General features: G+C 73.9%; 10 protein-coding genes. 5 read left to right on the top strand and 5 right to left on the bottom strand.

The features are described from left to right. Positions 1–65 precede the first annotated feature (65 nt). From KGD84_RS02745 to KGD84_RS02760, 4 genes are all read left to right on the top strand, one after another. A complete protein-coding gene (locus KGD84_RS02745) occupies positions 66–2,726 on the top strand; it encodes a glycoside hydrolase family 48 protein (protein WP_220564552.1) in 2,661 nt (886 codons plus the stop codon). 156 nt (positions 2,727–2,882) lie between these two features. Further along, positions 2,883–4,274, top strand: coding sequence for an endo-1,4-beta-xylanase (locus tag KGD84_RS02750; protein ID WP_220564553.1), 1,392 nt, complete (start codon positions 2,883–2,885; stop codon positions 4,272–4,274). 146 nt (positions 4,275–4,420) lie between these two features. Then, entirely contained in the window at positions 4,421–5,800 is a 1,380-nt protein-coding gene (locus tag KGD84_RS02755; RefSeq protein ID WP_220564554.1) for a cellulase family glycosylhydrolase, read from the top strand. A 68-nt stretch (positions 5,801–5,868) separates the two neighbouring features. Beyond that, positions 5,869–6,951, top strand: coding sequence for a lytic polysaccharide monooxygenase (locus tag KGD84_RS02760; protein ID WP_255646995.1), 1,083 nt, complete (start codon positions 5,869–5,871; stop codon positions 6,949–6,951). A gap of 114 nt (positions 6,952–7,065) precedes the next feature. On the opposite strand, the gene KGD84_RS02765 is transcribed toward KGD84_RS02760, so the two are convergent. Both KGD84_RS02765 and KGD84_RS02770 read right to left on the bottom strand, forming a co-directional pair. Further along, the gene (locus KGD84_RS02765; RefSeq protein ID WP_220564555.1) at positions 7,066–7,995 is read right to left on the bottom strand and encodes a TIGR04222 domain-containing membrane protein; all 930 of its coding nucleotides are present in this window, start codon (positions 7,993–7,995) and stop codon (positions 7,066–7,068) included. A gap of 140 nt (positions 7,996–8,135) precedes the next feature. Beyond that, positions 8,136–8,936, bottom strand: coding sequence for a GNAT family N-acetyltransferase (locus KGD84_RS02770; RefSeq protein WP_220564556.1), 801 nt, complete (start codon positions 8,934–8,936; stop codon positions 8,136–8,138). 257 nt (positions 8,937–9,193) lie between these two features. On the opposite strand from KGD84_RS02770, the gene helR reads away from it, so the two are divergent. Further along, positions 9,194–11,365, top strand: coding sequence for an RNA polymerase recycling motor ATPase HelR (gene helR, locus KGD84_RS02775; protein WP_220565479.1), 2,172 nt, complete (start codon positions 9,194–9,196; stop codon positions 11,363–11,365). A 21-nt stretch (positions 11,366–11,386) separates the two neighbouring features. Here helR and KGD84_RS02780 read toward each other — a convergent pair whose 3' ends face one another. The 3 genes from KGD84_RS02780 to KGD84_RS02790 form a co-directional block, all read right to left on the bottom strand. Next, on the bottom strand, positions 11,387–12,175 hold the full coding sequence (locus KGD84_RS02780) for a VOC family protein (RefSeq protein WP_220564557.1): 789 nt from the start codon (positions 12,173–12,175) through the stop codon (positions 11,387–11,389). Positions 12,176–12,403: 228 nt separating this feature from the next. Continuing rightward, entirely contained in the window at positions 12,404–12,994 is a 591-nt protein-coding gene (locus tag KGD84_RS02785; RefSeq protein WP_220564558.1) for a YdcF family protein, read from the bottom strand. A 36-nt stretch (positions 12,995–13,030) separates the two neighbouring features. Next, positions 13,031–13,573: a GNAT family N-acetyltransferase gene (locus tag KGD84_RS02790; protein ID WP_220564559.1), complete on the bottom strand. Its 543-nt coding sequence runs from the start codon at positions 13,571–13,573 to the stop codon at positions 13,031–13,033. Positions 13,574–13,703 lie beyond the last annotated feature (130 nt).

Genomic DNA, 13,703 nt, shown 5'->3' on the forward strand with positions numbered 1-13,703 from the left:
GGCGTGGCCCCGCCATGCCCGCCCGCCCCCGGGGCCGGTGAGGGGGACCCACCCAGGAGACGCACGTGCACACCCCCCGCACGCGCCGCCGATGGCGCAGACCCCTCTCCCTCCTCGCGGCCACCTCGCTGGCGGCCGCCCTGCTGCCGGCCTCGGCCGCGCACGCCGCCCCGCTCTGCACGGTCGACTACACCGTCACCAACGACTGGGGCAGCGGCTTCACCGCCGACGTCACCCTCACCAACCACGGCCCCGAGGTCTCCCCCTGGAGCCTGGGCTGGGACTTCCCCGGAAGCCAGCAGGTCACCAACGCCTGGAACGCCACGGCCACCCAGTCCGGCGCCTCGGTCACCGCCACCGCCCCCGCCTGGTCGCCCGGGCTGGCCACCGGCCAGAGCGCCTCCTTCGGCTTCCAGGGCACCGGCTCCGGGGCCGCCCCCACCGAGTTCACCCTCAACGGGACCTCCTGCGAGGACGGCGGCGAGGAGCCCGGGCCGGAGGACGGCGAGATCGTCGTCTCCCCGGCGAGCGTCGCCGTGGACCCGGGCGGCTCGGCCTCCTTCGACGTCCACCTGTCCGCCGCCCCCGAGGACGACGTGGCGGTGGCCGTCGAGCGCACCTCCGGCTCCGACACCCTCTCCCTCACCGCCGGGAGCGCGCTCACCTTCACCGCGGACGACTGGGGCGAGGCCCAAGAGGTCACCGTGGCCTCCTCCGGGAACGGCGAGGGCGAGCCCGCCCAGGCCGTGTTCACCGTGGCCGCCGAGGGCTACGACCCCGTGACCGTCACCGTGCGGGAGCGCTCCGGCGCAACCAACGCCTACGAGGCCGAGTTCCTCGAGCAGTACGAGAAGATCAAGGACCCGGCCAACGGGTACTTCCGGGAGTTCGACGGACTGCTGGTCCCGTACCACTCCGTGGAGACCCTGATCGTGGAGGCGCCCGACCACGGGCACGCCACCACCTCCGAGGCGTACAGCTACTACCTGTGGCTGGAGGCCACCTACGGCCGCGTCACCGGTGACTGGGAGCCCTTCAACGCCGCGTGGGCGTCCATGGAGGCGTTCATCATCCCGGGCACCGCCGACCAGCCCACCAACGCCTCCTACGACCCGTCCTCGCCCGCCACCTACATCGCCGAGTCCACCGACCCCGCGGACTACCCGATGCCCCTGGACCAGGGCGTCCAGGTCGGACAGGACCCGCTGGCCGACGAGCTGAGCAGCACCTACGGGACCGACGAGGTCTACGGCATGCACTGGCTGCTGGACGTCGACAACACCTACGGGTTCGGGTTCTGCGGCGACGGCACCGACGACGCGCCCGCCTACATCAACACGTTCCAGCGCGGCTCCAACGAGTCCGTCTGGGAGACCGTCCCGCACCCCTCCTGCGAGACGTTCGAGCACGGCGGCACCAACGGGTACCTGGACCTGTTCACCGACGACTCCACCTACTCGGAGCAGTGGCGCTACACCAACGCCCCCGACGCCGACGCGCGCGCCGTCCAGGTCGCCTACCAGGCGCACACCTGGGCGAGCGAGCAGGGCAACGAGGGCGCCATCGCCGACAGCGTCGCCGACGCCGCCCGCATGGGCGACTACCTGCGGTACGCCATGTTCGACAAGTACTTCAAGGAGGTCGGCGACTGCGTCGGGCCCCAGGCCTGCGCCCCCGGCAGCGGCAGGGAGTCCGCGCACTACCTGATGTCCTGGTACTACGCCTGGGGCGGCGCCCTGGGCAGCGCCCAGTACCCCTGGGCCTGGCGCATCGGCGGCTCCTCCGCCCACCAGGGCTACCAGAACGTCATGGCCGCCTACGCCCTCTCCGAGGTCGACGCCCTCACCCCCGAGTCGCCCACCGGCGCCGACGACTGGGGCACCAGCCTCGACCGGCAGCTGGAGTTCCTCCAGTGGCTCCAGTCCGCCGACGGCGGCATCGCCGGCGGCGCCACCAACAGCTGGGAGGGCGACTACGGGCAGCCGCCCGCGGGCACCCCGACCTTCTACGGGATGTTCTACGACGAGAAGCCCGTCTGGCACGACCCGCCGTCGAACCGGTGGTTCGGGTTCCAGGTCTGGGACATGGAGCGCGTCGCCGAGTACCACCGCATCACCGGCGACGAGCGCGCCGGGGAGATCCTCGACGCCTGGGTGCCCTGGGCCATCGCCAACACCACGGTCGGCGCCGACGGCGAGTTCGCCATCCCCGCCGACATGGAGTGGAGCGGCGCCCCCGACACCTGGACCGGCACCTCCACCGGCAACCCCGGCCTGCGGGTCGAGGTGGTCTCCCACAACCAGGACGTCGGCATCGCCGCCGGGCTGGCCAAGACGCTCATGCACTACGCCGCCGCCACCGGCGACGCGCAGGCGCGCGAGGTCGCGGAGGGCCTGCTGGAGGCGCTGCTGCACCACCAGGACGACCTGGGCGTGGCGGTGCCCGAGGTGCGGGCCGACTACCAGCGGTTCGACGACCCGTACGACTCGCCCGACGGCGGGGTGTACGTCCCCGACGGCTGGACCGGCACCATGCCCAACGGCGACGTGATCGACTCCGACTCCACGTTCGCGTCCATCCGTTCCTTCTACGAGGACGACCCCGACTGGCCCGAGGTCCAGGCCTACCTGGACGGCGGCCCGGCGCCCGAGTTCACCTACCACCGCTTCTGGGCGCAGGTGGACGTGGCGACCGCGCTGGCGGTGCACGGGGAGCTGTTCGGCTGACCCTCCCGTCCCGCTGATCCGTCCCACCGACCCCCGCGGCGGCCGTTCGACGGCGGCCGCCGCGGGACCACACGGGGGAGGGGCCGGGTCCGGCCCCGGTCCCTCCCCGCTCCCCGACCCCCTCCGAAGAGTTCCCGCCGCCCCGAGGAGCGACCGATGAAGACGACCACGCGGCGCCGCACGGCGAGATTCCTCGCCCCGGTGTTCGCCCTGGCCCTGGCCCTGTCGGCCGGGTCCCCCGCCCAGGCCGAGGACCCGTCCCTGCGCGACCTCGCCGACCGGCACGGTCTGCGCATGGGTGTGGCGGTCTCCGCCCACCTGCTCGACAACGCCCGCTACGCCGAGATCGCCGCAGAGCAGTACAACTCCGTCACCCACGAGAACGAGCTGAAGTGGGAGACCGTCCAGCCCCAGCGCGGGCAGTTCAACTGGAGCGGCGGCGACCGCCTGGTGGACTTCGCGCAGGCCAACGGCCAGGACGTGTACGGCCACACCCTGGTCTGGCACAGCCAGCTGCCGTCCTGGGTGGCCGACGGCGGGTTCAGCGCCCCCGAGCTGGAGGGGGTGATGGAGGAGCACATCTCCACGGTCGTCGACCGCTACGCCGACGACATCAGCCACTGGGACGTGGTCAACGAGGCGTTCAACGAGGACGGGAGCTTCAGGGACACGGTGTTCTACCGGACCCTGGGCGAGGACTACATCGCCACGTCCCTGGAGATGGCGCACGCGGCCGACCCCGACGCGCGGCTGTTCATCAACGACTACAACGTCGAGGGGATCAACGCCAAGAGCGACGCCCTCTACGAACTGGCGTCCTCCCTGCTCGACCGGGGCGTGCCCCTGCACGGCGTGGGCCTGCAGTCGCACCTCATCGTCGGACAGGTGCCGTCCAGCATGCAGGCCAACATCCAGCGGTTCGCGGACCTGGGCCTGGAAGTGGTCGTCACCGAACTGGACATCCGCACGAACACCCCGGCCTCGGAGCAGCAGCTCCAGGCGCAGGCCGCCGACTACACGCGCGTGTTCCAGGCGTGCATGGCCGTGGACGGCTGCGGCGGCGTCACCGTGTGGGGCGTGGGCGACGCCAACTCCTGGATCCCGGACGTGTTCCCCGGGCAGGGCGACGCGCTGCCCTACGACCACCAGTACCAGCCCAAGCCCGCCTACTGGGCGATGCACGAGGCCCTGGGCGGCGACGGGGGCCCCGGGCCGGGGCCCGGCCCCGGCGACGGGGACTGCTCGGTGACCTACACCGTGGTCAACCGGTGGAACCAGGGCGCCGTCATCGACGTGACCGTCCGCAACACCGGGACCGCGGCCGTGGACGGCTGGAGCCTGGCCTGGACCCGGCCCGCCGGCCAGCAGATCACCTCGGCCTGGAACGCCACCGTCACACAGGACGGGAGCGCGGTCACCGCCGAGGGCGTGTCGTGGAACCGGACGCTGCCGCCCGGCGGCAGCGTGACGTTCGGGTTCCAGATCGCACACCAGGGACAGGCGGACGCGCCGAGCGGGTTCGAGCTCAACGGCGCCGCCTGCGACTGACCGGCCCCCCGACCCCCGGGGCCCCGCCCCCCACCACGGGCGCCCCGGGCCCGGCGCCCCGGGGGCCGGACCTCCTCCACCCGGCCCCCGGGGACCCACCCCCCGACTCCGCCCCAGACCCCGCCACCAGCCCCCCGGAGAACCCCATGCGACCGTCCCCGCCGACCGCGCGCCCCCGGGCCGCACTCGCCCTCGCCCTGGGCACGGCACTGACACTGACCCTCTCCCTGGTCCTCGCCCTGCTCGCCCTCGCACCGTCCGCCGCCCGCGCCGACACCGGCTTCCGGGTCGAGGACGGGCGCCTCGTCGACGCCGCCGGGAACGACTTCCTGATCCGCGGTGTGAGCCACGCCCACACCTGGTACCTCCAGGAGACGGGCTCCTTCGCCGACATCAAGGAACAGGGGGCCAACACCGTCCGCGTCGTCCTGAGCAGCGGACAGCGCTGGACCGAGAACGGGCCCGCCGACGTGGCCAACGTGGTCTCGCTGTGCAAGGCCAACCGCCTGATCTGCATGCTCGAGGTCCACGACACCACCGGCTACGGCGAGCAGTCCGGGGCCGCCACCCTCGACCAGGCCGTCGACTACTGGCTGCGCGTCCAGGACGTCCTGGAGGGCGAGGAGGACCACGTCCTCGTCAACATCGGCAACGAGCCCTACGGCAACAACGACGCCGTCAACCAGGGCTGGGCCGACGACACCATCGCCGCCGTCGGGCGGCTGCGCGACGCCGGGTTCGAGCACACCCTCGTCGTGGACGCGCCCAACTGGGGCCAGGACTGGCAGGGCATCATGCGGCGCGACGCGCCGCTGGTGGCGGCCGCCGACGACAACACCGTCTTCTCGGTCCACATGTACGGCGTCTACCAGCAGGAGTCCACGGTGGTCTCCTACCTGGAGCACTTCGCGAACGCGGGGCTGCCGCTGATCGTCGGCGAGTTCGGCCACGACCACAGCGACGGGAACCCCGACGAGGACGCGATCATGGAGCACACCCGGCGGCTGGGGCTCGGCTACATCGGCTGGTCGTGGAGCGGCAACGGCGGGGGAGTGGAGTACCTCGACATGGTCGAGGACTTCGACCCGGCCCGGATCACCCCCTGGGGCGAGCGGATCTTCCACGGGCCCGACGGCATCGGCGAGACGTCGGTGGAGGCGCCCGTGTACGGCGGGGGCGGCGAGCCCACCGACCCGCCCACGGACCCGCCGACCGACCCGCCCACGGACCCCGAGGGCGAGTGCACGGCGGAGTTCCGGATCACCAACGAGTGGCAGGGAGGGTTCCAGGCCGAGGTGGAGGTCACGGCGCACACCGCCCTCACCGGCTGGACCGTCGCCTGGACCGCGCCCTCGGGGCAGAGCGTGTCCCAGTCGTGGAACACCGACCTCACCGCCTCCGGCGGCACCGTGACCGCCCGCAACGCCCCCTACAACGGCGGCCTCGCCGCGGGCGCCGCCACCACCTTCGGACTCATCGGGAACGGCCCCGCCGTCGTCCCCGATCCGACGTGCGCCGCGGCCTGAGCGGCCGCGCCGCCCCCGGCCGGGTGCCCGCCCGGCCGGGTCCCCCACCCGAAAGGAAGAACACCGCAGTGGAAAGGACCCGTATCCGCAACCTGCTGACCGCAGGGGTGGCGCTCGGAGCGCTCGCCGTCGGCTACTCGGTGGTGGTCGCGCCCGAGCCCGCCCAGGCGCACGGCGCGTTCACCTACCCCGCCTCCCGCACCTACGCCTGCTTCCAGGACGCCACCGGAGGAAGCTCCGGCGGTGCCCTGGACCCCACCAACCCGGCCTGTGAGGACGCGCTCGCCGAGGGCGGCGACTACCCGTTCTGGAACTGGTTCGGCAACCTGATCAGCAACTCCGACGGGCGGCACCGCGAGTTCGTCGCCGACGGCGAGCTGTGCGGGCCGACCCCGCAGTTCAGCGCGTTCAACGCCGCCCGCGACGACTGGCCGGCCACGCAGCTGCAGGCCAACACGACCGTGGAGTTCCTCCACAACGCCTGGGCCCCGCACCCGGGCACGTTCTTCACCTACGTCACCGAGGCGGGCTGGGACCCGAACCAGCCGCTGACCTGGGACGACCTGGAACTCATCGACACGGCCGTCAACCCGCCGCTGCGCAGCGGCGGCGAGGCCGGGGCCGAGTACTACTGGGACGTGGACCTGCCCGACCGGTCGGGACGCCACGTCGTGTACTCGGTGTGGGAGCGCTCGGACAGCCCGGAGGCGTTCTACAACTGCTCCGACGTGGTGTTCAGCGGCGGCGGGGACCCCGGTCCCACCGATCCGCCGGACCCGACCGACCCGCCCGAGCCCACGGACCCGCCCGAGCCGACGCCGGAGCCGACGGACCCGCCCGAGGGCGAGTACTGCACGGCCGAGTACCGGATCCTCAACGAGTGGTCCGGCGGCTTCCAGGCGGAGGTCGAGCTGACCGCCGGCGAGGAGGGCGTCGACGGCTGGATGGTGGACTGGGTGTTCGCCAACGGCCAGACCGTCTCCAGCCTGTGGAACGGCACGGTCGTGAACCACGGATCGCACCACGAGGTGCGCAACCTGCCGCACAACAGCCTGTTGGAGCCGGGCGAGAGCACCACGTTCGGGTTCACGGCGAACCACCCGGGCGGCGTGAACATCGTCCCCCTCCCGGATTGCGGTCCCGACTCCTGACCCCCGACCCCTGACCACCGCCACCCGCAGGGCCCGGACCGCCGCAGCGGTCCGGGCCCTGCCCGGTGCGGAGGCCGGCCGCCGCACCCGTTCCGGGCCGCGCCCGCCGGCGGCTCAGAAGCCCCCGCCGCCGCCTCCGTCACCTCCTCCGCCCCCGCCGTCCCCTCCGCCGTCGCCGCCGCCCCAGCCGCTCTCGCGGTCGCCGTGGTGCGCGCCGGCGAAGTTGAAACCGCCCCCGTCGCCGCTGCCGCCACCGCCGCCCCTGCGCCGGGGGGCCGGGGCCGTCTCGTACATGCGCAGGTCCCGCCACTGGGGCAGGCCGCTCTCGCCGAACAGGGCGCAGGCCATGACCACGGAGTCGGGGTCGCGGACGTCCCACCTGAAGCTGCGGCCGGGGTCCAGCGCGGCGTGCTCGCGGCGGGCGCGGCGCAGCCGGGCCGCCCCGGCCCGGCTGACGTACCGGCCGCCGGCGGTGAGGACCGCGCCCAGCGTGGTGGCGGCGACGAGGACCAGCGAGGCCTCCAGCAGGTTCCCGGTCGCCTCCGCCGGGAGGTTCATGACCGCCGCGACGGCGACGGGCACGGAGAGGAAGGCGAACACACAGGGCCAGAGCTTCAGGGGGCGCTGCCACCTCTGCCACAGGTGGCCGCGCCGCCGCAGGCTCCGCTCCATGCGCTCCAGGACCGCGGCGACGGCCGCGTCGTCCACGAGGAGCCCGAGACAGTGGCGGGAGGGCACGCGGCGCAGCGCCTCCAGGGCCGCGGCGTCGAGCGGGTGGCCGGGGGCACCGGCCGCCTCCGGGAAGCGCAGCCCCGAGTCCCCGGCGCCCTCGGCCGCGGACGGCCCGACGGCGACGTGTCCCGAGGCGAGCAGCGCGGTGACCGCCGTGGCGACGGCCCGCGAACGGCCCCGGAGGAGGGCGAGCTCGCGCGCGTCCGGATCGGGGGAGAGGCGGCGGTTCCGGGGGACGGCGACCAGGCCCTGGTACAGGCCGAGGACGGTGAGGACGAGGGTGGCGACGATGACGGGCAGACCAGGGGACACGGGGGACCTCCGCAACGCGGGGAACGTCGGTGGAGGCGGGACAGGGCCTGTCCCGTATGTTCCCCGCCCGCACCTCTTCCAGGCCCCGCCGCCCGGCACGATCCGGCCCGGGCCCGGGCCCTCGGGGTCCTGGACCCGGGTCAGCCCTTGAGGGCGTAGAAGTGCAGGGGGGAGTTCGGCGCGAACCCGATCCGCGGGTACATCGGCGCCCCCGCCGCAGTCGCGTGCAGGGTGGCGCGGACCAGCCCGGTCGCCCGCGCGCCCTCGTACAGGGCCTTGCGCGTCACCGCCTCCCCGTACCCCCGGCGCTCCCACTCCGGGGCGGTGGCGACCAGCACCACGAAGAGGCGCCCGTCCGTCTCCACCGCCCCCGCGCAGGTCACCGGGACACCGTCCCGCAGCCCCAGGTAGGCGTACACCCCGTCCTTCCACAGCGCCGACCCCAGCAGCCCGTCCCGGCCGTCCTCCAGCGGGAACCCGTAGGCCCGCGAGTTCAGGTCCGCGTACGCCCGCAGGTGCTCCTCGGTGCCCACCCGGACGAACTCCAGCTCGGGGTGGGACGGCGCGGGCAGTGACGGCAGGTCCCCGGCCATCCCGGTCCCCGGGAAGGCGAACTCCAGCCCCGCCCGTTCGACGGCGCCCCGCAGCCCGGCGCGCGCCTGCTCGGACAGCAGGTCCTCGAAGAGCCACAGGAACCCCGGGCGCCGCTTCGCGCGCATGACGCCGGCCGCCCGCGCCAGCCGCTCGTCGAGCAGCCCCGGGTCCGCGTCGACCTCGGTCAGCGTCACACAGTTCCAGAAAGCGAACCGGCTGTCGGCCCAGCGGACCGCCACACCCGGCAGGTCGCGCACGTCGGCCCCCGGATCGCGGTCGAGCACCAGCGCGCGCCACCCCGCGGTGAGCTGCTCCATCGACTCGACCGACTCCGCACGACCCGCCATCCCGGCTCCTGACACTTCGAGGGCATTCCACGGAACACGATCGCGCGGGGAGGGAGGGTTACCGGCCGGTTCCACCGATCCGTGACCCGGCGCGCCGGGGGACCCGGGACGGCCGACCGGGGGCATGAAAAAGGAGGGGGTCTCAAGGACGCTTCCCTCCACTCTCAATGTATAGCGCACCCCCGGCCTTGCGGCAAGACCCCCCTCATGCCCCACAATCGACCTTCGTGACGACACGCCATGTTCCGGGGGACCACGTGAATCCGCAGGCCACGAGCCTTTTCGAGCTGCCAGAGAACCTGGCGGCCAAAGCCGATCCGGCGCTCATCGCCGACGACGAGCGCCACTTCGCCGACATCACGCGCAGCCTGGCCGAGACCATCGCCGACCTGTCCGCCCGCCTGGACGCCGTGCGCCTCGCGCCCGGCGGTAAGGGCCGCATGGTGATGGACCGGGACATGGAGGTCCACCGCCTCTCCAACCGGCTGCGCACCCTGCGCCGCTTCGGCCTGGACCTGTGCCTGGGCAAGGTCGTCCCCGCCGACGGCACCGAGCCCGTCTACATCGGCCGCCTCGGCCTCACCGACCCGGACGGCCGCCGGCTGCTGCTGGACTGGCGCTCGCCCGCCGCCGAGCCCTTCTTCGCCGCCACCCACGCCGACCCGCGCGGCCTGGAGAGCCGCCGCCGCTACCGCTGGACCCGCGGCCGGGTCACCGACTACTGGGACGAGGTGTTCACCGAGGAGGGGCTGGAGGGGCACCACGCCGCGCTCGACGACCAGTCCGCGTTCATCGCCAGCCTGGGCGCCACCCGCTCGTCCCGGATGCGCGACGTCCTGGGCACCATCCAGGCCGACCAGGACGCCATCATCCGGGCCGGGTCCGCCGGGGCCCTGGTCGTCGACGGCGGCCCGGGCACCGGCAAGACCGTCGTCGCCCTGCACCGCACCGCCCACCTGCTGTACTCCGACCCGCGCCTGGGGCACCGGCGCGGCGGCGTGCTGCTGGTGGGCCCGCACCAGCCCTACCTGTCCTATGTGGGCGACGTCCTGCCCAGCCTGGGCGAGGAGGGCGTGCAGACCTGCACCATCGCCGACCTCGTCCCCGAGGGCGGCGCGGTGGCCGGGGAGAAGGACCCGGAGGTGGCGCGGCTCAAGGAGTCGGCGCGGCTCGTGGACGCGATCGAGCCCGCCGTCCGGTTCTACGAGAGGCCGCCCAAGGAGGGCCTGGACATCAGGACGCCGTGGGCGCAGGTCCGCCTCACCGCGCAGGACTGGGAGGAGGCGTTCGACGCCGTCGAGCCCGGCACCCCGCACAACGAGGGGCGCGAGCCGATCTTCGACGCCCTGGTCGCGATCCTGCTGGACAAGCACGACCGGGACGAGGAGGGGGTCTCCCCGGAGATGCTGCGCCGCGTGCTCCAGCGCGACCGGGAGCTGATGACGGCGCTGTACCGGGCGTGGCCGCTGCTGGAGTACACCGACATCGTCGGCGACCTGTGGTCCGTGCCCGCCTACCTGCGCATGTGCGCCCCCTGGCTGGAGGCGGACGAGGTGCGGGCGCTCCAGCGCGCGGACGCCCAGGCCTGGACGGTGTCCGACCTGCCGTTCCTGGACGCCGCCCGGCTGCGCCTGGGCGACCCCGAGGCGTCCCGGATCCAGCGCGGCCAGCGGGCGGCGGAGGCCGCCCAGCGCGAGCGCATGTCGACCGTCATCGACGACCTGGTCGCCGCGGACGACGACGGCGAGGGCGTGGTGACGATGCTGCTCCTGGGGGACATGCAGAACAGCCTGGTGGACGACTCCGTCCTGCCGACCGCCGACCGGGACGCCCTGGCCGGGCCGTTCGCGCACATCGTGGTGGACGAGGCCCAGGAGCTGACGGACGCCCAGTGGCGGATGCTGCTGCTGCGCTGCCCCTCGCGCAGCTTCACGATCGTGGGAGACCGCGCCCAGGCCCGGCACGGGTTCACGGAGTCGTGGCGGGAGCGCCTGGAGCGCGTCGGCCTGGACCGGGTGGAGATGGCCTCGCTGAGCATCAACTACCGGACGCCGGAGGAGGTCATGGCCGCCGCGGAGCCGGTCATCCGCGAGGCCCTGCCGGACGCGAACGTGCCGACGTCCATTCGCGGCTCGGGCGTGCCGGTGGCGTACGGGGCCCTCGCGGAGCTGGACGCGCGGCTCGAGGAGTGGGAGGCGCGGAACCCGGAGGGCGTCGCCTGCGTGATCGGCGACGCGGCGTTCCAGGCGGCCTTCCCGGAACGCCCGCGGGTGCGGTCCCTGACCCCGGAGCTGGCCAAGGGCCTGGAGTTCGACCTGGTGGTGCTCGTGGACCCGGACGGGTTCGGCGAGGGCGTCGCGGGGGCGGTCGACCGGTACGTGGCCATGACCCGCGCCACCCGGGAACTGGTCGTCCTCACCGGCCCCTGACCGGGGCCGGCGGGCCCCGGGTCAGGCGGGGGAGGGGCGCAGCAGCACGAACGGGTTCCCGTCGGGGTCGGCGCAGGCGGACAGCCGGCCGACCCCGGGGGCGTCCTCGGGCGCCATGTCCACCCGGCCGCCGGTCTCGGGGACCAGGGCGGCGGTGGCGTCCACGTCCTCGACCTGGAACACGGGGTGCCAGTCCCCGCCGCCCAGGGACTCCGCCGTGCCGGGGTCGACCTGCGCGATGCCGCTGTGCGCGCGGTCCTCGTCCAGGCCCTCGGGCCTGACGGTCAGGTAGGTGTCCCCGCCGGGCAGCTCGAAGGGGCCGAACTCCCAGGGGAAGAGCCCGCCGTAGAACCTCCGGGCGCCCTCGGCGTCCGGGGTCCACAGCTCGGCCCAGACGAGGGTCCCGGGCTCGTCCACGGTCTCCATGCCGGGGAAGGAGAGCGGCTGCCAGAGGGCGAACCGCACCCCCTGCGGGTCGGTGCACTGCGCCATCACGCCCATGCCCATGACGTCCATCGGGGGGAGGTCGACCGTGCCGCCCAGCTCGGCGACGCCCCGGACGTACTCCTCGGCGTCGGGGGCCTGGAAGTAGAGCGTCCAGGAGGGCCGCTGCCCCTCCTCCATGAGCGGCCCGGCGCCGCCCACGGTCCGCCCCCCGGACTTCAGGAGCAGGTAGCCGCCGGTGTCCGGGCCCGCGGACTCGGCCTCCCAGCCGAACAGGCCGCGGTAGAAGGCCAGGGACCTGTCGAGGTCGGAGGCGCTCAGCTCGATCCAGCAGGGGGAGCCGGGGCGGTAGTCGGTCGTGATCATGGCGGTGGCCTCCGGTGGTCGGGTGCGTTGCGCGGTGCCACCTGCGAGTCTCACCCGGACCGGCCACAAGGCGGGGGAGGTCGGCGGCAAAGTTCGCACAAGCCCGGGGAGGGTTCCCCCGCGGCCGTGCTCAGTTCCCGTCCGCGCCGCCGGACCCCTCCGGCCGGGGCGGGTACGGTCCGCCGCAGGTCCCGCGCCGTTCCACCGGGCCCGGGGGAGGAGCGGGGGTCAGCGCCGGTAGAGGGCGAACAGCGGTTTCAGCCACAGGAGCTCGCCCGGCCGGTGGTCCCGCGCGGGGCGCAGCCGGGCGGCGACACCGGGGGCCTGCCTGCGCAGGTAGCGGCGCCCCTTGCGGGCGTGGAAGGTGGTGGAGGCGATCTTGACGACGGGGAAGGAGTCGATCATGGGGAGGGTGAGGGCGATGTTCTCCCAGGTGCTGGTGGCCTTCTCCTCCAGGAGGACGTCGCCGGGGTCCACGCCGAGGCGCCCGACGGCGTAGTCGGCCATGACGGCGGCCTCGGAGCGCCCGGCCCGGGGACGGCGGGGGCTGGTGCCGGTGAAGACCAGGACGCTGCGCCCGGCGCGGGGGTCGCGCGAACGCAGGGCGATCCGCGTGCGGTAGCGCTGCACCAGGCCGGGGCGGTCGCCGCGCCGGCTGGGGAAGCCCAGGACGACGATCGCCTCGTCGGCGCCGGGGGAGACGGGGGGAGCGGCGGCCGGGTAGTCCTGCCGGGAGACCCGCCACAGGGTCCATTCGCTCCAGAGGAGGACGGCCCCGGCGGCGGCCGCGGCACCGAGCAGCAGGCGTGTGCGGTTCATGGGAGGGAACCTACCGGTGCCGCCCGGGCCGTCGGCTCAGCCCTGCGCGTTCGCCTTCCACTCCTCGGCGAGGAGGCCGAACAGCACCTGGTCCAGGAACTCGCCCAGGACCCAGGACGAGGAGCGCAGCACGCCCTCGCGGACGAAGCCGTTCTTCTCGGCGGCGCGCATCATCGCGAAGTTGTCCTCCAGTGTTTCGATCTGGAGGCGGTGCAGGCCGCGGACCGCGAAGCCGTAGTGGCAGAGCACCGCGACCACGTCGGTGCCGTAGCCCCTGCCGCGGGCGGAGGGGCGCAGGCCCATCCCCAGGTGCGCGGAACGGCTGTGGCCGTCGATGCCCCACAGGGTGGCGGTGCCGAGCAGTTCGCCGCCGTCCAGGTCCACGACGGAGAACGTGGCCATGTCCTGCGCCGTGTCGTCCACGTTGACCAGGGAGTGCTTGGAGCCGGGCATGACGGGGCGCCATGGGCTGCCCTGGACCCGCGAGTGGATGACCACGTCGTCGTAGAGTTCGGCCTGGAGGACCGGGTTGTCGTCCTCGTGCCGGGCCCGCAGCCCGACCTTGGTACCTGTGAGCATGGGGGACTTCCTACCGGAGCGCCTCGGGCGGCCGCAACCGTATTAGACCTCTGTGTCCTTTTCGGGTGGCGCCGCGTCCGCCCTCCCGCCCCGGGCGCCGGTCACGTCACCTTTGCCCTGACGTTCTCCT

Source organism: Nocardiopsis changdeensis (assembly GCF_018316655.1).
GTDB classification, from domain to species: domain Bacteria; phylum Actinomycetota; class Actinomycetes; order Streptosporangiales; family Streptosporangiaceae; genus Nocardiopsis; species Nocardiopsis changdeensis.

What these genes read in the sequence shown, in the direction of transcription:
- KGD84_RS02770 (WP_220564556.1), bottom strand. Translation starts at nt 8,936, where the DNA reads ATGGCGGGTCGTGCGGAGTCGGTCGAGTCGATGGAGCAGCTCACCGCG.
- KGD84_RS02785 (WP_220564558.1), bottom strand. Translation starts at nt 12,994, where the DNA reads ATGAACCGCACACGCCTGCTGCTCGGTGCCGCGGCCGCCGCCGGGGCC.
- KGD84_RS02755 (WP_220564554.1), top strand. Translation starts at nt 4,421, where the DNA reads ATGCGACCGTCCCCGCCGACCGCGCGCCCCCGGGCCGCACTCGCCCTC.
- KGD84_RS02780 (WP_220564557.1), bottom strand. Translation starts at nt 12,175, where the DNA reads ATGATCACGACCGACTACCGCCCCGGCTCCCCCTGCTGGATCGAGCTG.
- KGD84_RS02790 (WP_220564559.1), bottom strand. Translation starts at nt 13,573, where the DNA reads ATGCTCACAGGTACCAAGGTCGGGCTGCGGGCCCGGCACGAGGACGAC.
- KGD84_RS02750 (WP_220564553.1), top strand. Translation starts at nt 2,883, where the DNA reads ATGAAGACGACCACGCGGCGCCGCACGGCGAGATTCCTCGCCCCGGTG.